This window comes from Roseateles sp. GW821-FHT02E12 (assembly GCF_059421665.1).
Window position 1 is genome coordinate 1,192,443 of record NZ_JBWKVK010000002.1, and the last position, 20,024, is coordinate 1,212,466.

Annotated in this window: 24 protein-coding genes and 1 tRNA gene; 16 read left to right on the forward strand and 9 right to left on the reverse strand. The window is 64.4% G+C overall.

The genetic code is table 11. The features are described 5' to 3' along the window. Nucleotides 1-85 precede the first annotated feature (85 nt). Nucleotides 86-466 carry an ATP-dependent Clp protease adapter ClpS gene (clpS, locus tag AC07V5_RS16230; RefSeq protein ID WP_495116706.1) on the forward strand — a complete coding sequence of 127 codons (381 nt, stop codon included), beginning with the start codon at nucleotides 86-88 and terminating at the stop codon, nucleotides 464-466. Continuing rightward, complete coding sequence (clpA, locus tag AC07V5_RS16235; protein WP_495116707.1) at nucleotides 463-2,790, forward strand: ATP-dependent Clp protease ATP-binding subunit ClpA; 2,328 nt, start codon at nucleotides 463-465, stop codon at nucleotides 2,788-2,790. The genes clpS and clpA overlap by 4 nt, the downstream gene beginning before the upstream one ends. A 48-nt stretch (nucleotides 2,791-2,838) precedes the next feature. Here clpA and AC07V5_RS16240 read toward each other — a convergent pair whose 3' ends face one another. The 5 genes from AC07V5_RS16240 to AC07V5_RS16260 are packed head-to-tail and all read right to left on the reverse strand — an operon-like array spanning nucleotide 2,839 to nucleotide 6,049. Further along, nucleotides 2,839-3,615, reverse strand: a complete 777-nt coding sequence (locus tag AC07V5_RS16240; protein ID WP_495117079.1) for a M90 family metallopeptidase — start codon at nucleotides 3,613-3,615, stop codon at nucleotides 2,839-2,841. Continuing rightward, nucleotides 3,615-4,361, reverse strand: a complete 747-nt coding sequence (locus tag AC07V5_RS16245; protein WP_495116708.1) for a UDP-2,3-diacylglucosamine diphosphatase — start codon at nucleotides 4,359-4,361, stop codon at nucleotides 3,615-3,617. The genes AC07V5_RS16240 and AC07V5_RS16245 overlap by 1 nt, the downstream gene beginning before the upstream one ends. Beyond that, on the reverse strand, nucleotides 4,358-4,855 hold the full coding sequence (locus AC07V5_RS16250; protein WP_495116709.1) for a peptidylprolyl isomerase: 498 nt from the start codon (nucleotides 4,853-4,855) through the stop codon (nucleotides 4,358-4,360). The genes AC07V5_RS16245 and AC07V5_RS16250 overlap by 4 nt, the downstream gene beginning before the upstream one ends. After that, nucleotides 4,852-5,436 carry a peptidylprolyl isomerase gene (locus AC07V5_RS16255; RefSeq protein WP_495116710.1) on the reverse strand — a complete coding sequence of 195 codons (585 nt, stop codon included), beginning with the start codon at nucleotides 5,434-5,436 and terminating at the stop codon, nucleotides 4,852-4,854. The genes AC07V5_RS16250 and AC07V5_RS16255 overlap by 4 nt, the downstream gene beginning before the upstream one ends. Nucleotides 5,437-5,446: 10 nt before the next feature. Continuing rightward, nucleotides 5,447-6,049: a tetratricopeptide repeat protein gene (locus AC07V5_RS16260; protein ID WP_495116711.1), complete on the reverse strand. Its 603-nt coding sequence runs from the start codon at nucleotides 6,047-6,049 to the stop codon at nucleotides 5,447-5,449. A 135-nt stretch (nucleotides 6,050-6,184) separates the two neighbouring features. Here AC07V5_RS16260 and cysS point away from each other — a divergent pair, with 135 nt between their 5' ends. From cysS to AC07V5_RS16295, 7 genes are all read left to right on the forward strand, one after another. Further along, nucleotides 6,185-7,555: a cysteine--tRNA ligase gene (gene cysS / locus AC07V5_RS16265; protein WP_495116712.1), complete on the forward strand. Its 1,371-nt coding sequence runs from the start codon at nucleotides 6,185-6,187 to the stop codon at nucleotides 7,553-7,555. Next, nucleotides 7,555-8,208: a DNA-3-methyladenine glycosylase family protein gene (locus AC07V5_RS16270; protein WP_495116713.1), complete on the forward strand. Its 654-nt coding sequence runs from the start codon at nucleotides 7,555-7,557 to the stop codon at nucleotides 8,206-8,208. The genes cysS and AC07V5_RS16270 overlap by 1 nt, the downstream gene beginning before the upstream one ends. Continuing rightward, nucleotides 8,208-9,179 carry an acetyl-CoA carboxylase carboxyltransferase subunit alpha gene (locus AC07V5_RS16275; RefSeq protein ID WP_495116714.1) on the forward strand — a complete coding sequence of 324 codons (972 nt, stop codon included), beginning with the start codon at nucleotides 8,208-8,210 and terminating at the stop codon, nucleotides 9,177-9,179. Before AC07V5_RS16270 ends, AC07V5_RS16275 begins: the two co-directional genes overlap by 1 nt. Further along, nucleotides 9,148-10,464: a tRNA lysidine(34) synthetase TilS gene (gene tilS / locus AC07V5_RS16280; protein WP_495116715.1), complete on the forward strand. Its 1,317-nt coding sequence runs from the start codon at nucleotides 9,148-9,150 to the stop codon at nucleotides 10,462-10,464. The genes AC07V5_RS16275 and tilS overlap by 32 nt, the downstream gene beginning before the upstream one ends. A 60-nt stretch (nucleotides 10,465-10,524) precedes the next feature. After that, nucleotides 10,525-11,799 carry an aspartate kinase gene (locus AC07V5_RS16285; protein ID WP_495116716.1) on the forward strand — a complete coding sequence of 425 codons (1,275 nt, stop codon included), beginning with the start codon at nucleotides 10,525-10,527 and terminating at the stop codon, nucleotides 11,797-11,799. 48 nt (nucleotides 11,800-11,847) lie between these two features. Then, a tRNA-Ser gene (locus AC07V5_RS16290) sits at nucleotides 11,848-11,941 on the forward strand. 253 nt (nucleotides 11,942-12,194) lie between these two features. Further along, on the forward strand, nucleotides 12,195-12,776 hold the full coding sequence (locus AC07V5_RS16295; RefSeq protein WP_495116717.1) for a type II toxin-antitoxin system antitoxin SocA domain-containing protein: 582 nt from the start codon (nucleotides 12,195-12,197) through the stop codon (nucleotides 12,774-12,776). A 43-nt stretch (nucleotides 12,777-12,819) separates the two neighbouring features. Here AC07V5_RS16295 and AC07V5_RS16300 read toward each other — a convergent pair whose 3' ends face one another. Further along, nucleotides 12,820-13,089: a hypothetical protein gene (locus AC07V5_RS16300; protein ID WP_495116718.1), complete on the reverse strand. Its 270-nt coding sequence runs from the start codon at nucleotides 13,087-13,089 to the stop codon at nucleotides 12,820-12,822. Between the two features lie 249 nt (nucleotides 13,090-13,338). On the opposite strand from AC07V5_RS16300, the gene AC07V5_RS16305 reads away from it, so the two are divergent. The 4 genes from AC07V5_RS16305 to AC07V5_RS16320 all read left to right on the forward strand — a co-directional run bounded on the left by AC07V5_RS16305 (nucleotide 13,339) and on the right by AC07V5_RS16320 (nucleotide 15,716). Then, nucleotides 13,339-13,971, forward strand: coding sequence for a PEP-CTERM sorting domain-containing protein (locus AC07V5_RS16305; RefSeq protein ID WP_495116719.1), 633 nt, complete (start codon nucleotides 13,339-13,341; stop codon nucleotides 13,969-13,971). Between the two features lie 80 nt (nucleotides 13,972-14,051). Next, the gene (locus tag AC07V5_RS16310; RefSeq protein ID WP_495116720.1) at nucleotides 14,052-14,324 is read left to right on the forward strand and encodes a hypothetical protein; all 273 of its coding nucleotides are present in this window, start codon (nucleotides 14,052-14,054) and stop codon (nucleotides 14,322-14,324) included. A gap of 160 nt (nucleotides 14,325-14,484) precedes the next feature. After that, nucleotides 14,485-14,760, forward strand: coding sequence for a hypothetical protein (locus AC07V5_RS16315; RefSeq protein ID WP_495116721.1), 276 nt, complete (start codon nucleotides 14,485-14,487; stop codon nucleotides 14,758-14,760). A 155-nt stretch (nucleotides 14,761-14,915) separates the two neighbouring features. Continuing rightward, a complete protein-coding gene (locus AC07V5_RS16320; protein WP_495116722.1) occupies nucleotides 14,916-15,716 on the forward strand; it encodes a hypothetical protein in 801 nt (266 codons plus the stop codon). Between the two features lie 8 nt (nucleotides 15,717-15,724). Here AC07V5_RS16320 and AC07V5_RS16325 read toward each other — a convergent pair whose 3' ends face one another. Further along, nucleotides 15,725-15,958, reverse strand: a complete 234-nt coding sequence (locus AC07V5_RS16325) for a hypothetical protein (RefSeq protein WP_495116723.1) — start codon at nucleotides 15,956-15,958, stop codon at nucleotides 15,725-15,727. Nucleotides 15,959-16,118: 160 nt separating this feature from the next. On the opposite strand from AC07V5_RS16325, the gene AC07V5_RS16330 reads away from it, so the two are divergent. The 3 genes from AC07V5_RS16330 to AC07V5_RS16340 all read left to right on the forward strand — a co-directional run bounded on the left by AC07V5_RS16330 (nucleotide 16,119) and on the right by AC07V5_RS16340 (nucleotide 18,848). Then, the gene (locus tag AC07V5_RS16330) at nucleotides 16,119-16,943 is read left to right on the forward strand and encodes an SOS response-associated peptidase (RefSeq protein ID WP_495116724.1); all 825 of its coding nucleotides are present in this window, start codon (nucleotides 16,119-16,121) and stop codon (nucleotides 16,941-16,943) included. 34 nt (nucleotides 16,944-16,977) lie between these two features. Then, nucleotides 16,978-17,748, forward strand: a complete 771-nt coding sequence (locus AC07V5_RS16335) for a S1/P1 nuclease (protein WP_495116725.1) — start codon at nucleotides 16,978-16,980, stop codon at nucleotides 17,746-17,748. A gap of 290 nt (nucleotides 17,749-18,038) precedes the next feature. Beyond that, nucleotides 18,039-18,848 (forward strand): PEP-CTERM sorting domain-containing protein, encoded by an 810-nt coding sequence (locus AC07V5_RS16340; RefSeq protein WP_495116726.1) that lies wholly within the window; start codon nucleotides 18,039-18,041, stop codon nucleotides 18,846-18,848. A gap of 79 nt (nucleotides 18,849-18,927) precedes the next feature. Here AC07V5_RS16340 and AC07V5_RS16345 read toward each other — a convergent pair whose 3' ends face one another. Next, on the reverse strand, nucleotides 18,928-19,533 hold the full coding sequence (locus AC07V5_RS16345) for a terminase small subunit-like protein (protein WP_495116727.1): 606 nt from the start codon (nucleotides 19,531-19,533) through the stop codon (nucleotides 18,928-18,930). After that, on the reverse strand, nucleotides 19,517-20,014 hold the full coding sequence (locus tag AC07V5_RS16350) for a hypothetical protein (RefSeq protein ID WP_495116728.1): 498 nt from the start codon (nucleotides 20,012-20,014) through the stop codon (nucleotides 19,517-19,519). Before AC07V5_RS16350 ends, AC07V5_RS16345 begins: the two co-directional genes overlap by 17 nt. Between the last annotated feature and the right edge of the window lie 10 nt (nucleotides 20,015-20,024).

The window sequence follows — 20,024 nt, forward strand, 5'->3', positions numbered from 1 at the left end:
CACCCGGAGAAACTTGCAATTCGGCCGAGCGTCGCCAACTGCCTGCGGTCGGCGAGGGGATACCCCCCGTCGATAGAATCCCGACATGCCTGTGTTCCCCGTCTTTTCACCGCGAAACCAGTCGCCCCCGCCCCCGCCCGTGCCTCCCCTGAAGCCGGGCAAGGACGAAGGCGACGGCGCGGTCGTTGTTGAGCGCCAGACCCAGAAAACCGAGCCTCCGCGGCTCTATCAGGTCCTGCTGCTGAACGACGATTTCACGCCAATGGAGTTTGTAGTCATGGTTCTGCAGGAATTTTTCCGGCATGACCTCGATACGGCGACGCAGATCATGCTCAAAATCCACCACGAGGGTCGCGGGGTCTGCGGTGTCTTCACCAAGGACGTCGCCGCGACCAAGGTGGAGTTGGTTCTGGCCGCCTCCCGGCGTGCCGGCCACCCCCTGCAGTGCATTATGGAGGCCGCATGATTGCGCAAGAGCTTGAAGTCAGTTTGCACATGGCGTTCGTCGAAGCACGCCAGCAGCGGCACGAATTCATCACCGTCGAGCACTTGCTGCTCGCGCTGCTCGACAACCCCAGCGCCGCCGAGGTGCTACGCGCCTGCGCGGCCAACCTGGACGACCTGCGCAAGAGCCTGACGCAGTTCATCAAGGAAAACACGCCCATGGTGGGCGGCAGCGACGAGGTGGACACCCAGCCCACGCTCGGCTTCCAGCGCGTCATCCAGCGCGCCATCATGCATGTGCAGAGCACTGGCAGCGGCAAGAAGGAAGTGACTGGCGCCAACGTGCTGGTGGCGATCTTCGGCGAGAAGGACTCGCACGCCGTCTACTACCTGCACCAGCAGGGCGTCACGCGCCTGGACGTCGTCAACTTCATCGCCCACGGCATCAAGAAGACCGACCCCGAGCCGCCCAAGAACCCCGAAGGCCAGAACCAGGGCGGACAGGAGGGCGAGCGCGAGGAAGGCGAGGGCGGCAGCGCCAAGGCGTCGCCGCTGGAGCAGTTCACCCAAAACCTGAACCAACTGGCCAAGGACGGCAAGATCGACCCGCTGATCGGCCGCGAGTCCGAGGTCGAGCGCGTGGTGCAGGTGCTGTGCCGCCGCCGCAAGAACAACCCGCTGCTGGTGGGTGAGGCCGGTGTGGGCAAGACGGCCATCGCCGAGGGCCTGGCCTGGAGGATCACCGAAGGCGAAGTCCCTGAGGTCCTCGCCGACGCCGTCGTCTACTCGCTGGACATGGGCGCGCTGCTGGCGGGCACCAAGTACCGCGGCGACTTCGAGCAGCGCCTGAAGGCTGTTCTGAAGGCGCTGAAGGACCAACCCAGTGCCATCCTGTTCATCGACGAGATCCACACGCTGATCGGCGCCGGTGCGGCGTCGGGCGGCACGCTGGACGCGAGCAACCTGCTCAAGCCGGCGCTGTCCAGCGGTGCGATGAAGTGCATCGGCGCGACGACCTTCACCGAGTACCGCGGCATCTTCGAGAAGGACGCGGCATTGAGCCGTCGCTTCCAGAAGATCGACGTGGCCGAGCCCTCGGTCGAGCAGACCATCGAGATCCTGAAGGGGCTGAAGAGCCGCTTCGAGGAGCACCACTCGGTCAAGTACGCCCTGGGCGCGCTGCAGGCTGCCGCCGAGCTGTCGGCCAAGTACATCAACGACCGCCATCTGCCGGACAAGGCCATCGACGTCATCGACGAGGCTGGTGCTGCGCAGCGCATCCTGCCCAAGAGCAAGCAGAAGAAGACCATCACGCGCACCGAGGTCGAGGACATCGTCGCCAAGATCGCGCGCATCCCGCCCGCCTCGGTCAACAGTGACGACCGCAGCAAGCTGAAGACGCTGGACCGCGACCTGAAGAGCGTCGTCTTCGGCCAGGACCCGGCTGTCGATGCGCTGGCTGCCGCCATCAAGATGGCCCGTTCAGGCCTGGGCCGGCCCGAAAAGCCGGTGGGCTCCTTCCTGTTCAGCGGCCCCACGGGCGTCGGCAAGACGGAAGTGGCCAAGCAGCTCGCCTACATCCTGGGCATCGAGCTGATCCGCTTCGACATGTCGGAGTACATGGAGCGCCACGCCGTCAGCCGCCTGATCGGTGCGCCCCCGGGCTATGTCGGTTTCGACCAGGGCGGCCTGCTGACCGAGGCCGTCACGAAGAAGCCGCACTCGGTGCTGCTGCTCGACGAGATCGAGAAGGCCCACCCGGATGTCTTCAACGTGCTGCTGCAGGTCATGGACCACGGCACGCTGACCGACAACAACGGGCGCAAGGCCGACTTCCGCAACGTCATCATCGTCATGACGACGAACGCGGGTGCCGAGGCGCTGAACAAGGCCACGATCGGCTTCACCACGTCGCGCCAGCAGGGCGACGAGATGGCCGACATCAAGCGCCTGTTCACGCCGGAGTTCCGCAACCGCCTGGATGCCATCGTGTCATTCCGCCCGCTGGACGAGGAAATCATCCTGCGCGTGGTCGACAAGTTCCTGCTGCAACTGGAAAGCCAGCTGCAGGAGAAGAAGGTCGAGGTCAGCTTCTCCGACGCGCTGCGCAAGCATCTCGCCAAGAAGGGGTTCGATCCGTTGATGGGCGCGCGGCCGATGCAGCGCCTCATCCAGGACACCATCCGCCGTGCACTGGCCGACGAACTGCTGTTCGGCAAGCTGGTGGACGGTGGCCGCCTCAGCGTGGACGTGGACGACAAGGGCGAGACGGTGCTGGACATCCAGCCCACGCCGCCCAAGCCGGCCAAGGACAACAAGCCCAAGGCGGAGCCGGCGACGGCTTGAGCCTGCGGGCTCTGAGCAGCAAGGGACGCTTCGGCGTCCCTTTTTCGTTCAACCCGCCGGGTTCTGCCTGAAGAAGCCGGCCAGCAGCTCGTACATCGCCGGCTCCTCGGCTCGCATGGCGGCCGGGGCGACGAAGAAGGCCTCGACGGCGACGGCGAAGAACTCCTCGACGGCCTCGCCGCCGTAGGGATCGATCAGCGTTTCTTCGCCGGCATCGATGCGCTTGCAGAAGGCCTCCCACTCGGCGTCGATGACGGCGATCCAGTGTTCGCGTTCGTCCACGTCCTGGAACGGCGGCACGCCGTCGGCCAGGCCGTCGCGCATGTCGATGACGTGGGCAAACTCGTGGATGACCACGTTGAAGACCTCGTCCACGCCGAACTGCGCCGGGTCGTTGCTGACGGCGATGGCATTCCAGGCCAGCATCAGCGGCCCGCCTTCCATGGCCTCGCCGGCCAGTTCCTCGTCGTACTCGTGGACGACGCCGTCCTCGTCCTGGTAGGTCCGCTGGGCGACAACCTCGCCCGCATGCATGACGATGCCGACGAAGCCGTCGTACCAGGACAGGCCCAGCCGCAGCACGGGCAGGCAGGCCTGGGCTGCGACGGCAACGGCGACTTCATCGGTCACCTCGAAGCCGTCGACACCGTGGAATTCCTTGGTCGACAGGAAGAGGCTGCACAGCCGCCGCAGCTCGGCGAGGTCGTCCTCGCTGCGCTCTGCCAGGAAGGGATAGCGCAGCAGCGTCAATTGCCACAAGGCGTCGGGGATGGCGTGGCGTTCGACCGCGCGCTGATCGCGCCAGTTGCGAAGGGCTTTCAGGATCACAGCGGGATGCGTTGCAGGCCGGCGATCGACAGGCGGATCACGTCGCCACGCGGGGTCTCGGCGTCAAAGTCCCAGTCGGACAGCACGACGCGCCGCAAGCCGCCGCCGAGGTCGTGCTCGGTAGGTCGATGCGTATGGCCGTGGATCATCGTCGCCGCGCTGGCCTCGGCCAGCAGCGCACGGCACGCATCGGCGTCGAGGTCGGTCGACATCAGCTGCGCCGCCTGCGATGCGCGGCTCTGGGCCCGTGCCTGGCGGCCAAAGGCCTGGCGGTCGGCAAGGGGTTTGGCGAGGAAGTCGGCCTGCCATGCAGCGGAGTGGCTGGTTGCGCGCCAGGCCTGGTAACCCGCGTCGCCCAGGCATTGCGCGTCGCCATGTACGAGCAGCCAGCGCTGGCCGAAGGCGTCGAGCACGGTGGGGTCGGGCAGGGCGGTCATGCCGGCGTCGGCCAGCAAGTCGGGGCCGATGAGGAAGTCGCGGTTGCCGGGTATGAAGAAGAGGTCGAGCCGCTGCGAGGCCCCGCGTAGCAGGCGCACGACGCCGGCCTCGAAGGGCTCATGACGCGCGTCGTCGCCGACCCAGACCTCGAAGATGTCGCCGAGCAGCAGCACTGCCCGCGCAGGCGTCTCGGCGAGGTGCTGTTCAAGCCGGGCGGTCGTTGCCGGCGTGTCCGGCCCAAGGTGCAGGTCGGACAGCAGGTCGACCTGCTGCCACTGCGCCGGGGCCGTCAGCGTATGGATCAAACCTCGACGGCTTTTTCGATGATGACGTCTTCGACCGGCACATCGCCGTGGCCGCCGCGCGTGGCGGTCTTGACCTTCTCGATCTTGTCGACGATGTCCTGGCCTTCAATGACCTTGCCGAACACGGCGTAGCCCCAACCCGACGGGCTCTCGGACTTGAAGTCCAGGAAACCGTTGTTCGTCGTGTTGATGAAGAACTGCGCCGTAGCCGAATGCGGCGCGTTGGTGCGCGCCATGGCCAGCGTGTAGTGGGCGTTCTTCAGGCCGTTGTTGGCCTCGTTCTGGATTTGCGCGTCGGTGGACTTTTGCTTCATGCCGACTTCGAAACCGCCGCCCTGGACCATGAAGCCCTTGATGACGCGGTGGAACACCGTGCCGTCATAGTGGCCCTTGCGGACGTAGTTCAGGAAGTTGGCGACCGACAGCGGTGCCTTCTCGGCGTCCAGCTCGATGAGGATGTCGCCGTGGTTAGTGGTGAGTTTGACTTGGCTCATTTTTTGACGGGCTCGACGAGAGCCTTGGTGATGGTGATGGCTTTCACGGGCAGATGCTGATGCATCTGGTAGGGCGCGACCGGGGCCGTGCGGATCTTGTCGACCACGTCCATGCCCTCGATGACCTGGCCGAAGACGGCGTAGCCGGTGGCCGGATTGTCCGGCTCGCCGTCCAACGGGATGTTGTCGGCCACGTTGATGAAGAACTGCGCAGTGGCCGAATTCGGGAAGCCGGTGCGCGCCATCGCGATGCTGCCGCGAATGTTGGACAGGCCGTTGTGCGATTCCAGCGGGATCGGCGGCTTGGTCGGCCGCGGCTGCGGCGCCTGCGCCGGGCGCTCGGCCAGCTTGGCGTCGTAGCCGCCTGTCTGGATCATGAAGGTTTCGATGACGCGGTGGAAGACGACGCCGTTGTAGTGGCCGGCCTTCACGTACTGGACGAAGTTGGCTACCGACTTGGGCGCCTTCTCGGCGTTCAGCTCGATGCGGATGTCGCCTTCGGTGGTCTGGAGCTTGACGATCTGGGCCGAAGCGCCGGCGGCGGCCAGCAGGGTGGCAAGGAAGAGGGCTGTCTTGGTCATGAGGGTGGGGTCAGCGGATCTTGTTGAGGTCACCGGTCAGCGCCAGCGTGCGGCTGATCTTGCCGGCCAGCGCGTCATTGGGTGCGTGCGCGGCCTTCTGCGCGCGCTGGTAGGCGCGCAGCGCCAGCCGCATCAGCACGTCACCGAGATTCTCCTGGGCTTGGGCATGGTCGGGCTGCAGGCGCAGCGCCTGTTCCAGCGCGGCCTTGGCATCGTCCAGTTCGCCTGAACCGGCGTGCAGCACGGCGAGATTGTTGTAGGGGTCGGCCAGGTCGGGGAAGTCTTGCGTGAGTCGCGTGAAGATGCTCAGGGCTTTGGCGCGTTCGCCGAGCTCCATGCGCATGACGCCCAGCGCAAAACGCAGTTGCAGGTCGTCGGGTGTGCGGGTCAGGGCCTGCTCGACCTGCTCGACGGCCTGGGGCTTCTGGCCGGCCAGCCACAGGCGCTGGGCGCCGGCCAGGTCATCGGCGCGCGCAGGCATGGCAGCCAGGGCAATGACCAGGGCAATGACCGGAGCAATGACCGGAGCAATGACCGGAGCAATGACCGGAGCAATGACCGGAGCAATTACCGGCGCAATAGGCAGCGCGAAAGTGGTGAGTGGCAGGCGCATGAGGGTTGTAGCGGGGGGCGGCGTCAGGGGTGGCCGCTATACTGATTTCATTCTATGAGCCCCGCCTGGCCGGCCCCTGCGCGGGGCTTATTGTTGGTGGCTTCTCGGTGACTCTCGCCCCTGTTTTTGTTTCCCATGTCCCTGCGCGTCCACAACTCCCTCAGCCGCACTCTCGAAGACTTTCAGCCGCTCGTGCCTGGCCAGGTGCGCATGTATGTGTGCGGTATCACGGTCTACGACTTGTGCCACATGGGGCATTTGCGCATGAACATGGCGTTCGACGTCATCTACCGCTGGCTGCGCGCCAGTGGTTATGGCGTCACCTATGTCCGCAACATCACGGACATCGACGACAAGATCATCAAGCGCGCGGTTGAGCGCGGCATCACGATCCGCCAGCTCACCGAAGAGATGAGCGCCGCGATGCACGAAGACTTCGCCGCCGTTGGCCTGCTGCGCCCTGACCACGAACCGCGCGCGACCGAGTACGTGCCGCAGATGCTGTCGCTGATCGAGCGCCTGGAAGAACGCGGCCTGGCCTACCGTGCCGAGGGCGGCGACGTGAACTACGCGGTGCGCAAGTTCGACGGCTACGGCAAGCTGAGTGGCAAGAGCATTGACGACCTGCGCGCCGGTGAGCGCGTGGCCGTGGACGACGGCAAGCTGGACCCGTTGGACTTCGTGCTGTGGAAGGCCGCCAAGGCCGAGGAGCCGGCCGACGCGAAGTGGGCCGCGCCCTTCGGCGAGGGCCGCCCGGGCTGGCATATCGAGTGCTCGGCGATGAGCTGCGCGCTGCTCGGCGAAAGCTTCGACATCCACGGCGGCGGCACCGATCTGCAGTTCCCCCACCACGAGAACGAGATCGCGCAGAGCGAGGGCGCCGGCTACGACTTCGCCCGCTACTGGCTGCACAACGGCTTCCTGAACGTCGACGGCGAGAAGATGTCCAAGAGCCTGGGCAACTTCTTCACCATCCGTGATGTGCTGCAGAAGTTCGACGGCGAGACGCTGCGCTTCTTCATGCTGCGCACCCACTACCGCCGGCCGTTCAACTTCAGTGACGCCCACCTCGAAGACGCCCGCTCCGCGCTGACGCGCCTATACACGGCGCTGGACGCCGTGCCGCCGGCCGACGTTGCCATCGACTGGACCGAGCCGAGTGCCGCGGCGTTCAAGACGGCCATGGACGAGGACTTCGGCACGCCCGGCGCCATCGCCGTGCTGTTCGACCTCGTCAACGAGGTCAACCGTGACCGCTCGCCGCAGCGTGCGGGCCTGCTGAAGGCCCTGGCCGGCGTGCTGGGCGTCCTGCAGCAGGAACCGCGCGCCTATCTGCAGGGCGGCTCGGGCGACGACGGTGCCTGGATCGAGGAACGCATCGCAGCCCGCGCTGCGGCCAAGGCGGCCAAGGACTTCGCCGGCGCCGACGCGATCCGCGCCGAGTTGTCGGCCAAAGGCATCACGCTGAAGGACGGTGCCGACGGCACGACCTGGGTGAAGAGCTGATGGCCTCCAAGACGCCCGTGGAGGTCACGCCCGAAGTGATTCCGCCCTATTGGGACGATGCCTGCAGGCACCTGGTCAAGCGCGACCGGGTCATGAAGAAGCTCATTCCGCAGTTCGGCGAGGCCCGCCTGCAAAGCCGCGGCGACGCCTTTGCGACGCTGGCCCGCTCCATCGTCGGCCAGCAGATCTCTGTCAAGGCAGCGCAGTCGGTCTGGAACCGTTGGGTTGCCCTGATGCCCAAGTTCCAGCCTCTGGCCGTGCTGGGCCTCACCGTTGACGACCAGCGCGCTGCCGGGCTTTCCGCCCGCAAGGTCGAATACCTGCGCGATCTTGCTGACCATTTCGACTCTGGCCAGGTACATGTGCGCCAATGGGCGCAGATGGACGACGAAGCCATCATTGACGAACTGGTCGCCATCCGCGGCATCGGCCGCTGGACGGCCGAGATGTTCTTGATTTTTCACCTGATGCGCCCCAATGTGATGCCGTTGGACGACGTCGGTTTGCTGAAGGGCATCAGCCAGAATTACTTTTCCGGCGAGCCTGTCTCCCGTGCCGAGGCCCGCGAGGTCGGCGACGCCTGGGCGCCGTACCGCTCCGTGGCCGTTTGGTACATTTGGCGCAGCCTCGATCCGCTACCCGTGGACTACTGATGAGCAAAAAACACTTCCTCGAATTCGAGCAGCCGATCGCTGAACTCGAAACCAAGATCGAAGAACTGCGCTATGTGCAGAGCGAGTCGGCCGTCGACATCTCGGAAGAGATCGACCGCCTCTCCAAGAAAAGCCAGCAGCTGACCAAAGAGGTCTACGCGAGCGTGGCGCCCTGGCAGGTCTATCAGATCGCCCGCCACCCGCAGCGGCCGCAGACGCTGGACTACTGCTCGGAAGTCTTCACCGAGTTCCAGGAGCTGCACGGCGACCGCCATTTCGCGGATGACGCGGCCATCGTTGGCGGCATTGCGCGCTTCAACGGCCAGGCCTGCATGGTCATCGGCCACCAGCGTGGCAGCGACGCCAAGGAGCGCACGCTGCGCAACTTCGGCATGCCGCGCCCCGAGGGCTATCGCAAGGCACTGCGTTTGATGAAGATGGCCGAGAAGTTCGGTCTGCCCGTCTTCACCTTCATCGACACCATGGGCGCCTACCCTGGCATCGGTGCTGAAGAACGCAGCCAGAGCGAGGCCATCGGCCGCAACATCTTCGAGATGGCGCAACTTGAAGTGCCCATCGTCGCCACCGTCATTGGTGAGGGCGGCTCGGGCGGTGCGCTGGCCATCGGCGTGGCCGACCAGGTGCTGATGCTGCAGTTCTCGGCCTACTCGGTCATCTCGCCCGAAGGCTGTGCATCCATCCTGTGGAAGAGCAGCGAGCGCGCGTCCGACGCGGCCGACGCGCTGGGCATCACGGCCCACCGCCTAAAGGCGCTGGGGCTCATCGACAAGATCGTTAGCGAGCCGGTGGGCGGCGCCCACCGCGACGCCAAGCAGATGGCGTCCAACCTGAAGCGTGCGCTGTCGGATGCGCTGCGCCAGGTCAGCGACCTGAAGACCAGCGAACTGCTGGACCGTCGCTACGAGCGCCTGCAGGCCTATGGCCGATTCGGCGACACCAAGAACCGCTGATCGATCCTGTGAGGCAGTAGCGGTCGCCTTCAGCGGCGGCCTCGATTCGACGGCGCTGCTCCATGCCGTCGCCCGGGCGGCGACGGAGCAGCGAGTCGTTGCCCTCCATGTGCACCATGGCTTGCAGCCGCAGGCCGACGATTGGGCGGTGCATTGCGAACGAGTGGCCGGCGAGCTGGGGGTGCAGTTCGTTTGCGCTCGGCTTGATGGCAGGCCCGGGCCTGCCGAGAGCGTCGAAGCCTGGGCCCGTGCGGGCCGCCATCGTGCGTTGCATGACATGGCCGTCGCAGCCGGCGCTGACCTGCTGCTGCTGGCCCACCATCGGCGAGATCAGGCCGAAACATTTCTGCTGCAGGCCTTGCGCGGGGCCGGCACGGCCGGCCTCTCAAGCATGCCGCGAGCCCAGTGGCGTGACGGCATCTGTTGGGCGAGGCCGTGGCTGGACAGGCCGCGCGAGGCCATCCTCGCCTACGCCGAGCAGCATGGCCTGAGCTGGATCGAAGACCCGAGCAATGGCGATGCGCGCTATGCCCGCAACCGCCTGCGCCTGGCGTTGTGGCCGGCCTTCGCATCCGCCGAGGCCGGGCTGGCCCAGGCCGCGCGCTGGGCGCAGCAGGCGGATGCGCTGGCGGCCGAGGTCGCGGCGGACGATCTGTCGCTCATTGCGACGACCGAGCGCCTGGACATGGCCGCGTTGCGCCGCCTGTCGCCCGCGCGGGCGAGCAACGCGCTGCGCGCCTGGTTGTCGACGCACACCGCTGCGCCGGCCAGCCTCATCGAGCGCCTGCTGACCGAATGGCGGCCGGGTGCCGCGCTCTCATGGCCCGCGCCCGGCGGCGAATTGCATGCCTGGCGCGACGGCCTGTTCTGGGTACCGCTGGCCTCCCAGGCCGTACCAGCTAGCCAGATCGACCTCAGCCTGCCCGGCCACTATCCACAGCCCGCCTGGCGCGGTGCCTGGGTTGTCGAGGCCGCGGCGCAGGGCATTGCCCCTGCTCGTCTGGCGCAGTTGACGCAGCGCAGCCGCGCCGGCGCTGAGCAATTCCAGCGCGCACCATCGTCCGTGCCGCGCAGCTTGAAGAAGGCCTCGCAGGAAGCCGGCCTGCCGCCGTGGCGGCGCAGCGGGCCGCTGCTGTTCGATGCCCAACAGCGCCTGATCGCCATCGCCGGCCTGGGAATGGATGCGCGTGCCTTCGCCAATCAAGATGAGCCAAAGCTTGCTTTGCGCTGGCTGGACGATTCAGCCTTGCCGCAGAGCGAAGGCGAGGTCGGGTCTGACGCATAAAATCGGGGGTTTGCGAGCGTGCCGTCCTGGCAGCTCCGTCTTCAGCCTTCGCTCAAACACATGGCTCTGATCGTCCACAAGTACGGCGGCACCTCGATGGGTTCCACCGATCGCATCCGCAACGTGGCCAAGCGCGTCGCCAAATGGGTGCGCGCCGGCCACCAGATGGTGGTCGTGCCGTCGGCGATGAGCGGCGAAACCAATCGCCTGCTCGGCCTGGCCAAGGAACTGTCGCCCGCCAGCGTGACGCCGGCCGTGATGCGCGAGCTGGATGCCATTGCCGCCACCGGCGAGCAGGTCTCCGTCGGCCTGCTGGCCATCGCGCTGCAGGCTGAAGGCCTGGAAGCGGTCAGCTACGCAGGCTGGCAGGTGCCGGTGGCCACCGATTCTTCCTTCACCAAGGCTCGCATCGAGAGCATCGATGACGTCCGCGTGCGCGCCGACCTGGCCGCGGGCAAGGTGGTCGTCATCACCGGCTTCCAGGGCATCGACCCCGATGGCCACATCACGACGCTGGGCCGTGGCGGCTCCGACACCTCCGCCGTGGCGATCGCCGCGGCGATGAAGGCCGCCGAATGCCTGATCTACACCGACGTGGATGGCGTCTACACCACCGACCCGCGCGTGGTGCCGGAGGCGCGCCGCCTCAGCACCATCACGTTCGAGGAAATGCTGGAGATGGCCTCGCTGGGCTCCAAGATCCTGCAGATCCGCTCCGTGGAGTTTGCCGGCAAGTACCGCGTGCCGCTGCGCGTGCTGTCCAGCTTCACGCCCTGGGACATCGACATCAATGAAGAGGCCGCCTCCGGCACGCTGATCACTTTCGAAGAGGACGAGAACATGGAACAAGCCGTCGTTTCGGGCATTGCCTTCAACCGCGACGAGGCCAAGGTGACGCTGCTCGGCGTGCCGGACAAGCCCGGCATCGCCTTCCAGATCCTCGGCCCGGTGGCCGAGGCCAACATCGACATCGACGTCATCATCCAGAACGTCTCGCACGACGGCAAGACCGACTTCTCGTTCACCGTGCACCGCAACGACTACGCGCGCACGATGGAGCTGCTGCAGAACACGGTTGGCCCGGCCACCAACGCCAGCAAGGTTGCCGGCGACCCGAAGATCTGCAAGGTCTCCATCGTCGGCATTGGCATGCGCTCGCACGTGGGTGTGGCCAGCAAGATGTTCCGCGCGCTGAGCGAGGAGGGCATCAACATCCAGATGATCTCCACCAGCGAGATCAAGACAAGCGTCGTCATCGACGAAAAATATATGGAGCTGGCCGTGCGCGCGCTGCACAAGGCCTTCGACCTGGACCAAGACAGCGCTTCCGCCTGATTTCTGCCGGAAGTGGCCCGCGCGTCGTGTAGAATGCGCGGCTGTGCTGGAGACGTGACCGAGTGGCCGAAGGTGCTCCCCTGCTAAGGGAGTATTTGCGCTAAAACGCGAATCGAGGGTTCGAATCCCTCCGTCTCCTCCAAAGCACAAGCAAACACGGGCCCTAGCGGCCCGTTTTTGTTGTCCACCCATCATCCCGCCCATCAATTCAAGAAGCGGCGCTGTCCGACGGTCAAAGCGTTCGGCAGACACCAAAATTGACATGAGGCTTGGAGGCTGTCGCACGGCGCCGTCATCGGCTGGAGTGCTCTACGCGTTTCCTATCCCCGGGACTGAATGTCGTTTGCGTGCGATTTCACCTTGTACGCCCGCTTGTGAGCCCCCAGAATCGATTCATGGAGTTGCTTCGCATGTCAAGAGCCCAACGCGAGCGATTGATCAACGTAGCGCTGTTCATCGCCCAGCAAGCAGATGATTTGGTGGCGAAGAAGTTGTTCAAGCTCATCTATGCCATGGACGTCGCCCATTTTCAGGCGGTCGGGCGGACGCTCACTGGGCTTGAGTATTACGCTGCGCAACCATCGCCAGTGCCATCTGACTTGGCGATAGAACTGGAAGCTCCGAGGCCGGACTTGGCCGCCAAGATCTCAGCAAAATCAGTCTACGTGGCGGGCAAGCGTCGCGACGAAATTTCGCCCGCACTAGGCGCAGTGTTCTCGGATGACAGGCTGGCTCCCGCCCAGATGAACATCGTCCGCGATGTAATTGCCAGGTTCGGGAAGCTCCCGTTCGATCAGATTGACCTTTCTACAGTGGACCATGGCGCCTTTGAAGCGGCGTGGGCCGCTCCCGCGTCGAGCGGTCGCTGGATCGACATGACGGACACGATTCCGAGCAGCGATCCAGAGCGTGGCAATAAGCTGGCTATGGCCAGCGAGCACCAACGCCGCGACAAGTTCATGCGCGAAGTCGCCTAAGCCGCAAGTCGGTATGCCCAGTCCTGGAGAGATCTGGCTCGACTCAGACTTTTTCGGCGACGGAGGAACCAAGCGCAAGTACCTGCTGATCATGGCAGTGGTTCAAGGCGACATTGTTTTTCGCTACCTCACCAGTCAGCAGCATGGTCGTCCTACGGCTCCTGCGTGTTTTCATGGCAACCCGTACCAGGGCTACTACGTTGGCATCCTTGGTGGCCCTTTGTTGAAAGACACTTGGGTTGACCTGAGCCAGACCGATGACTTGGACACCATCGTGTTTGCGAGACTGGAGCGGGTTGGGCAAATGAGGCACGTCATGGATTTGAACGCGGCCCTCTTTTGCGCAGTGCTCCGCTGCACTGCCCAGGCTCCTTTTACTGACAATCTTCAAAGTCGTCGCATCTACGACGTGGTCGCGTCGCGTGGATGCCCTTAGTCCGGGCAGAGGCCATAACGGCCAAGTGGATGCACACGGGCGGCAATACGGCAGCCCCCCTGAACAGATGGGTTAGCACGCGAAGAACCGGTGCCAACATCGCGCCCTAACAAACTAGGGGGATCGATGAAAGTTCAAATCTTGGCTGCGCTGTTGGCCATCGTCGGCGTTGCTTCGAGCGGCGCAGCAGCGGGGCCAACAACGATTGGCTTTAACGAGATTCCGCAGCTAGGTACTGGCACCTCCTACTACACGGACAACTTTTCAATCGGCGGCTATCGGTTCTCTCCGGACTGCCATATCGATCACATCAACGGCACTACGCCCGGCATCCCGTTGGACGATGGCGCCGGCATTGGCTGGGATCGATCTGGCTGCGATACGAGCTTCAACAGCAACTATCTCGGACAGCCCGCAGGACCTAGCGGCCTCGGGCTCCTATATATCGACTCGGCCGGCGCCCTCTTCGACCTTTTGAACATCGACGCGTTACGCGTCAGCGGAGTTTCGGCCGGATTCAGCATCTACTCCTCCAAGGGCGGCGCCGCCACGTACCCCATCTACACCGGACGAGAAGACATCAACTTCACCAGCGCCGAGTGGAAGGGCGTTGAATGGCTCGTGCTTGCGAACGGCGGCGGAGGGCCGAACGTGTGGATCGACAGCATCACCCTGTCGACGGTGCCCGAGCCCGGCGCGCTTGCCCTGGTGGCAGTTGCTGGCGTAGCTGCGATCCGACGCCGCAAGACGGTGCGTTAACGCATCGGCGCCGCGCGGGGTCTGCGTAGGCGCGGGCCAGGGGCTCGGCGTGGTCCGGCGAGGGCGACAAGCGCGCTCCCGTGGCGATACCGCTGGCCTGGCCGGTCCAGTTATATGAAGCGGATGTGGCGGCCTTCGAAGCTCTTGAAGATGTCGGACCAAGAGTCCTCGTCAACTTCATCGACCTCCACAGCGTGCAGGAACTGAACCTTCCTGAACTCATCGCGCATGGCCTCGGGCCACTGTTCGTTGTGGGTTCGGTCGGTGGTGCGGCGCTCGGCGATGTGCATGGCGTTCTCCTGGGGGCTTTCTGGATTTGTTGGCAGCTGGTTCATGGCATCGCCAGTGTCTGAATCCAGGCGCTTGACGGGTATCGCCCTCAAGGGGGATGCCAACGGGCCACATCCCCCAAAAGGGGGAGCCCCCCCTTCAGCTCCCACCTAAGGGCGATGGTCAGACCTCCCCCCGGTCGAGACACTGACGGTCATCGAAACCAGCCCCCAGGAGCCCGCCATGCAAGCCGTCGCCACCGTTGCCGCCCACCGCGCCATCCAGTTCCCCGGCCTCTTCGCCCGCTCTTCCGACAAGATCCAACCGATCCAGCGCAACGTCCAGCCGACCTACGCCAACCAGGTCCGCGACAGCATCCTGCGCTGCACCCGCCAGATGAGCGGTACGCAGTCCCACAACCGGCGAGTCCAGTTCCTGTCTGGCGTCGAGGTTCGTGAGATCAGCATGGATGACTGGGTCAAAACCAACGAGACGTTCCAGCCGGTCTGGTTCGGCTGAACGCCTCCGGCATCGGCCATCGAGTCGATCCTGCGTCAACAACTTTGAGGAAGACGCTGGCGCATACGCCGACCGACAGCGGCGACCCGACTCTATGGTCTAGGCCTCGGGATCCCAGCACGCCACCGCATGCCGGCATCTTCAAAGGAGACATCGTGCCTTCGCTTCTGAGATACGTGCTTCCCACCATCTGCGCTCTGAACGCGGCGAGCGCAAGCGCTGCCAGCGCGATAGCCACGGCCGAGGTGGTTCTGTCGAACTTTCAGATGCAAGCTGTCGGTGGGGCGGTCACGTTCCCGAGCGGTCCAACCTACGTCTACGGCGGCGGATCCGTCAATGGCAGCAGCGTCGGAGGCGGGTACTCGGTCTTCTCCAACTATCTGCTGACTGCTTTCCTCGCAAGCGACACCTACGGGAATTCGACGCATGTAAGCAGCTTCGACGGACAAAGCATGACAACACGGGTGTCGGCAAATGCTGCAGCACTCAACGAGCTGATCGATGTCAACGGAAACATCCAGTACGGCAGCACCGCCATCCAGTTCCCGAACATGATCATTTCCAGCCATACGACGGTTTGGATTTCGTTCGATGTTTCGACCGATGTGACATTCGCAGCTAACAGTGGTGCGTTCGGGCAAGCAGCTTTCACCTCGTATTTCGCAGGCCGCTCCGCGACTGCCGTTACCTGCAAGGGTGGGTTCGGGCCCTACCGCTGTCACGACATTGACGGAATCCCCAGCGCAGTTCATGTCGCGTGGTCGGTCACTGCTGGTGAGGCAGACTTGGCGACCAACTTCCAACTGGCAATGCTTACCTTCATCGAAGCAAGATCGCCAGTCGTTGCGATTCCAGAGCCTGAGGTGGCCGGGATGATGATCGTTGGCCTGCCTTTGGTACTCGCCGCGCGTAGGCGTCGTCGATTGACCGCCTCGGTGGGTCTTCGGCGGAGGTAGACGCAAGCTCACCTAATGAGCTGGTGCGCAGTCAGCATGGGCGCATGACTGAAGCCCCCGAACACATCACCCCGCTGCCTGACACCCACGTAGATAACGGCATCCTGGCCCGCGTAGCCGGTGAATACATCGGTCGCGCAGAGCATCACCTGCCTGACGCGGTCACAGCGCCGGATGACGAGATGCGCGTCGAGGTAGACGCCGGGTGGGTCGGCCGTGTCCGTCTCACGTTTGCGAAGCATCGGTATCGACGACCCAAGGGCAAGTTCTCTGCGGTGGTCTGGTGCTGTCGCCACGCTGAGCGGGTTGAGCCAGCCACACAGGGCGCTCCTGAGGAGGTCTGAAGGCTCACCGTCGTTGGATGTAGGCTTGGCAGTGCCGACCTAGCCCGACCGGACCGCCATGTGCTCCAACTACGAGCCCGTCACCATTGACGACCGCCTGATGGCGCACTTCGGCGTGTCCAGGCCCTCGGACGTGGAGCCGCCGGAGTCGGCGTTTCCTGGGCTGAAGGCTTTCTTCATCCGGGCCGAGGACAAGGCCGAGCTCGTGGTTGCCCAAGCCCAACTCGGGTTCTTCGGCTACCTCCCCGACTTCGCCAAGGACCTTGCCTTCGGACGCAAGACGTACAACTGCAAGTCCGAGACGATGCGTGAGAAGCGGGCCTTCAAGGCGGCCTGGTTTGCCGGCAATCGTTGCCTGATCCCCATCGAGCGGGGCTTTGAGTGGTGCTACGAGACCGGTGATCCCGTTCGCTGGTCGGTTAGGCGCAGCAACGGCGATCCACTTTGCGCGGCGGGCCTGTGGGGCGTCTGGATTGGCCCGCAAGGCGAAGAGATCCTGTCCTTCACCATGCTGACGGTCAACGCTGATGGCCACGCGATCTTCAGCCGCTTCAACCCGCCTGGCGACGAGAAGAGGATGCCGGTGTTTCTGCGCCGGGAAGATCAGGACGCCTGGCTGCATTGCTCGATCGACAAGGCTGGCGAATTCATCAGGCAATTCCCTGCCGAGCTGTTGTTGGCAGAGACGGCGCCAGCGCCATGGAAGCCGCTGCCCGAGCCAGCCGACTGGGAATCCGAACCCGACATGTTCGCCGACGAGTGGCGCGATGCCGCGGCAGACCCGATGGCGCGCGAGCTGAACGCCCGACGCAAGCGGCCTAAGCCGAAGACGGAGAAGGGGCCGGAGACCAAAGGGCCAGAGACAGGCGATCTGTTTGGTTAGGCAGCGTGCGTTTTCTCAAGGGATCATCTGCCCGATGCATCCCTTTCGATTGATCCTCTGCGCCATTGGCATCCTCAGTTCCTTCCAAGCGCTCGCCTGGGGCGCTGACGGCCATCGTCTTATCGCCGAGCTGGCCGAGACCCGCCTGACCCCTACTGCGAGGGCGGAGGTCGACCGGCTGTTGGGCCTGGAGTCAGGCGCCACGATGGTGTCAGTCTCGACCTGGGCCGATGAGGTGCGCTCTGGCGCAACGGCGCCGCTGCACTACGTCAACCTGCCTGAGGGTGATTGCAACTACAGCAGGCCGCGTGACTGTCCAGATGGGCGATGCGTCGTGGAGGCAATCACCGCCAAGATCGTCATCCTGAAGTCGACGGCGTCGGACGCCGAGCGGCTCGCGGCGCTGAAGTGGGTCATTCACCTGGTCGGAGACATCCATCAGCCGCTGCATGTCGGCCTGGCCAGCGATAAAGGCGGCAACCTCTTCCAGGTGCGTGCGTTCGGCAGAGGCTCCAACCTGCACGCGGTCTGGGATGGTGAGCTGATCCGGCGGCGCGCGGGTGGCTTGAGCAAGTTGCTGACAGATGCTTCGAAACCCGGCCAAGCTGCGCCACGCCCGGCCGATCCTGCGCGCTGGGCCGGCGAGTCGTGCATGACCCTAGGGCGCACCGGGTTCTACCCGGAGGATCGCGTCATCGGCTTGGTCTATGCCGAGCGGTGGGACGGTGCGTTGGTCGCCGCCCTTGCAATGGCAGGGCGGACACTTGCAGATACCCTAAACGCTGCGTTGGACCACGTACGCTGAGTGTCTGAGGCACTCACTTCGGCGCTGAGGCGGCGCGTCCAGCGTGGCTCATTAGGCAGTTGAACCACGATGGCGGACCAGACTAACCCGTCCTCAAAGTTGGCCACAAAGCGCAGCTAGCTTGCTGTCAGTCCTAAGTTAGAGTTTGTGCAGTGCTGCGCATCGCAAGCCTTGGGAGTGTCATGTATAGCCGCCTCCTCTCTCTTGTTGCCGCCGGAGCAGCTGTTCTGCTGACTGCAGTTCCGGCCCATGCCACGGCCAGGGCCACAGCTTCAATCACTGGTCTGACAGTGACGCTGATTGACCTCGATCCAAACGACGGCATCACGCCGTCAATTGCTTTCGCCGGCAACAGCTACAGCGCCATTTCGGCGCTGGTCGGAGGGGCATCTGACGTCTACGGCCAAGAGACCGTAGGAGCTGGGGCCCTGGATCCTTTCAGCAACCAAGCCAACACGGGTTTTGCTTGGTCCGGCGCAACTGGAACTGGCAGTGCGCCAGCCACCATCACTGGCCCCACCACCATTGTCGGAAGCCTTCTCGTCAGCGGTCAGACCGATGGCTGGAACATGAACATCACTTCCTTTAACGGCGAGGCGGTGTGGAATGCCTACCTTTGGGCGCCTGGCTCATACACGCTCAGTACGTTTTCAATCTCGGCAAACACAACAGTACAGATTTCCGCGAGCGTTTATGCCGAAGCAAGTGTGTCCAATTTCTATTACCCCAATCTAGCCACCGGAAGGGAGGAGGCGGGATCTATCGCTGTATTGAGGATGACTGGCCCAGGCAGCAACGGCAGCGGCACACAGGAAACTCATTCGTCCTTCCAGACCAGGGCTTGCAATGGTCCCATAGAGGTCATAGAGGCGACGCAGTGCCTTGCACCTGCCGCCGTCGACCAGGGAACTTTCGACGCCTCCTTCACCAACGCCACGGCCACTAGCATGAGCGTAGATTTCATCGCCTTTGTCCAGGCCGGAGGCTGGTCTCAGGTCGCCCAGCCTATTCCAGTGCCGGAACCCCAGATTGCCGCCTTGTTTCTGGTCGGACTGGGAATGCTCGGGGTCAGACGCTGCCGCACTTCAGCTCGCGGATAGAACCAGTCGCGCAGGTCTTGGCTGAAGGCGAACGTGCCGCCCACCCATACCGCCAGCCCAAGCAACAGCCATCCAAAGCTCAAGGCTTCCTCACCTGCGTGCGCGCCTGACTAGCCCCGGCATCATCGCCGCCCGCCGTCCCTTCAGGCGCTTGACCGGCCTGCGCGGTTTTCATCCCTCTGTAGAGGGTAAACGCCAGCCGCCGTGCAACCTCGTTGATGGACACGTCAGTCTTCATCGGGGGCAAGTCCTCGGCGCCGCCGACGGCCAGCTTATCGCCGTACCGCTTCGGGTCCCACTTGGCCAGGAGCTTCAGCCGCGTGTCGATCTGGAGCTTGCGATGGCCCAACATGTCGCCGCGCTTCTCGCTCGTACCCTTGTCATCGACCGTCGTCTCCACACCTTCCAGGGGTGTATCAGCGATCCGAAGGCAGTCGGCGGCGATGGCATCGAACCCTCGCGCGCGCGCCTGCGCGAACTCAGCGGAAAAGTCCTCGGGGACACCTTCTGGCCGCACTTTCTCGCTCATCCACCCATGCACGGTGCGCGACGCTGGCATGTGCTCATCCCGGCAGACCACCTCCAGTGGCTCCCCCTTGCCGAGACGAACGAAGATCTCCTCCGCGATGGCGGGCGTGTACCGCGACGGCCTGCCGCGCGCCGGCTTCTCAGCTTTGCGCGCCATCAGACCCACCACCCGAGTTGCCGCCCTTGCCCGACAGCGTGGCAAGAGCCTTGATGGACTCCATGCACTGGCGCTGAGCGATAAACGCCACGTTCATTGCGTCTTCGAATTGCTGGGCGTCGGTGACCTGCGCGGCCGACACGCGCTCAGTGAAGATAGCGTTCAGTGCCACTGCCTGGGCCGCCAGCATCCGCTTCGCACCTTGCATCTCGCCGCTGAGGATGCTGGCGTTCATCTCCTGCAGCAGTTCGAACGCGATGAAGCTTGCCGCCATCGACCGCTGCGCGCCGGCCGCGGCGATGGCCGACTCCAGCAAGTGGGTGGCAGCGCCCATGCCCGACGTCACGAGGTCCGCCTGCAGATACGCGCTCCATGCTGCCGACCGCTTCGCATCACCCGCGGGCTGCTCCTTGTTTCTGTAGTCGGCGAGCGTGAAGAGCGCGCTGCCATTTGCCTGGGGTTCTTGGTTTGCATCGGTCATCTTGGTTCCT

What these genes read in the sequence shown, in the direction of transcription:
- AC07V5_RS16350 (WP_495116728.1), bottom strand. Translation starts at nt 20,014, where the DNA reads ATGACCGATGCAAACCAAGAACCCCAGGCAAATGGCAGCGCGCTCTTC.
- tilS (WP_495116715.1), top strand. Translation starts at nt 9,148, where the DNA reads ATGGCCGATTCGGCGACACCAAGAACCGCTGATCGATCCTGTGAGGCA.
- AC07V5_RS16255 (WP_495116710.1), bottom strand. Translation starts at nt 5,436, where the DNA reads ATGACCAAGACAGCCCTCTTCCTTGCCACCCTGCTGGCCGCCGCCGGC.
- AC07V5_RS16250 (WP_495116709.1), bottom strand. Translation starts at nt 4,855, where the DNA reads ATGAGCCAAGTCAAACTCACCACTAACCACGGCGACATCCTCATCGAG.
- AC07V5_RS16335 (WP_495116725.1), top strand. Translation starts at nt 16,978, where the DNA reads ATGCATCCCTTTCGATTGATCCTCTGCGCCATTGGCATCCTCAGTTCC.
- AC07V5_RS16305 (WP_495116719.1), top strand. Translation starts at nt 13,339, where the DNA reads ATGAAAGTTCAAATCTTGGCTGCGCTGTTGGCCATCGTCGGCGTTGCT.
- AC07V5_RS16260 (WP_495116711.1), bottom strand. Translation starts at nt 6,049, where the DNA reads ATGCGCCTGCCACTCACCACTTTCGCGCTGCCTATTGCGCCGGTAATT.
- AC07V5_RS16275 (WP_495116714.1), top strand. Translation starts at nt 8,208, where the DNA reads ATGAGCAAAAAACACTTCCTCGAATTCGAGCAGCCGATCGCTGAACTC.
- cysS (WP_495116712.1), top strand. Translation starts at nt 6,185, where the DNA reads ATGTCCCTGCGCGTCCACAACTCCCTCAGCCGCACTCTCGAAGACTTT.
- AC07V5_RS16345 (WP_495116727.1), bottom strand. Translation starts at nt 19,533, where the DNA reads ATGGCGCGCAAAGCTGAGAAGCCGGCGCGCGGCAGGCCGTCGCGGTAC.
- clpS (WP_495116706.1), top strand. Translation starts at nt 86, where the DNA reads ATGCCTGTGTTCCCCGTCTTTTCACCGCGAAACCAGTCGCCCCCGCCC.
- AC07V5_RS16330 (WP_495116724.1), top strand. Translation starts at nt 16,119, where the DNA reads ATGTGCTCCAACTACGAGCCCGTCACCATTGACGACCGCCTGATGGCG.
- AC07V5_RS16295 (WP_495116717.1), top strand. Translation starts at nt 12,195, where the DNA reads ATGGAGTTGCTTCGCATGTCAAGAGCCCAACGCGAGCGATTGATCAAC.
- AC07V5_RS16285 (WP_495116716.1), top strand. Translation starts at nt 10,525, where the DNA reads ATGGCTCTGATCGTCCACAAGTACGGCGGCACCTCGATGGGTTCCACC.
- clpA (WP_495116707.1), top strand. Translation starts at nt 463, where the DNA reads ATGATTGCGCAAGAGCTTGAAGTCAGTTTGCACATGGCGTTCGTCGAA.
- AC07V5_RS16270 (WP_495116713.1), top strand. Translation starts at nt 7,555, where the DNA reads ATGGCCTCCAAGACGCCCGTGGAGGTCACGCCCGAAGTGATTCCGCCC.
- AC07V5_RS16325 (WP_495116723.1), bottom strand. Translation starts at nt 15,958, where the DNA reads ATGCTTCGCAAACGTGAGACGGACACGGCCGACCCACCCGGCGTCTAC.
- AC07V5_RS16315 (WP_495116721.1), top strand. Translation starts at nt 14,485, where the DNA reads ATGCAAGCCGTCGCCACCGTTGCCGCCCACCGCGCCATCCAGTTCCCC.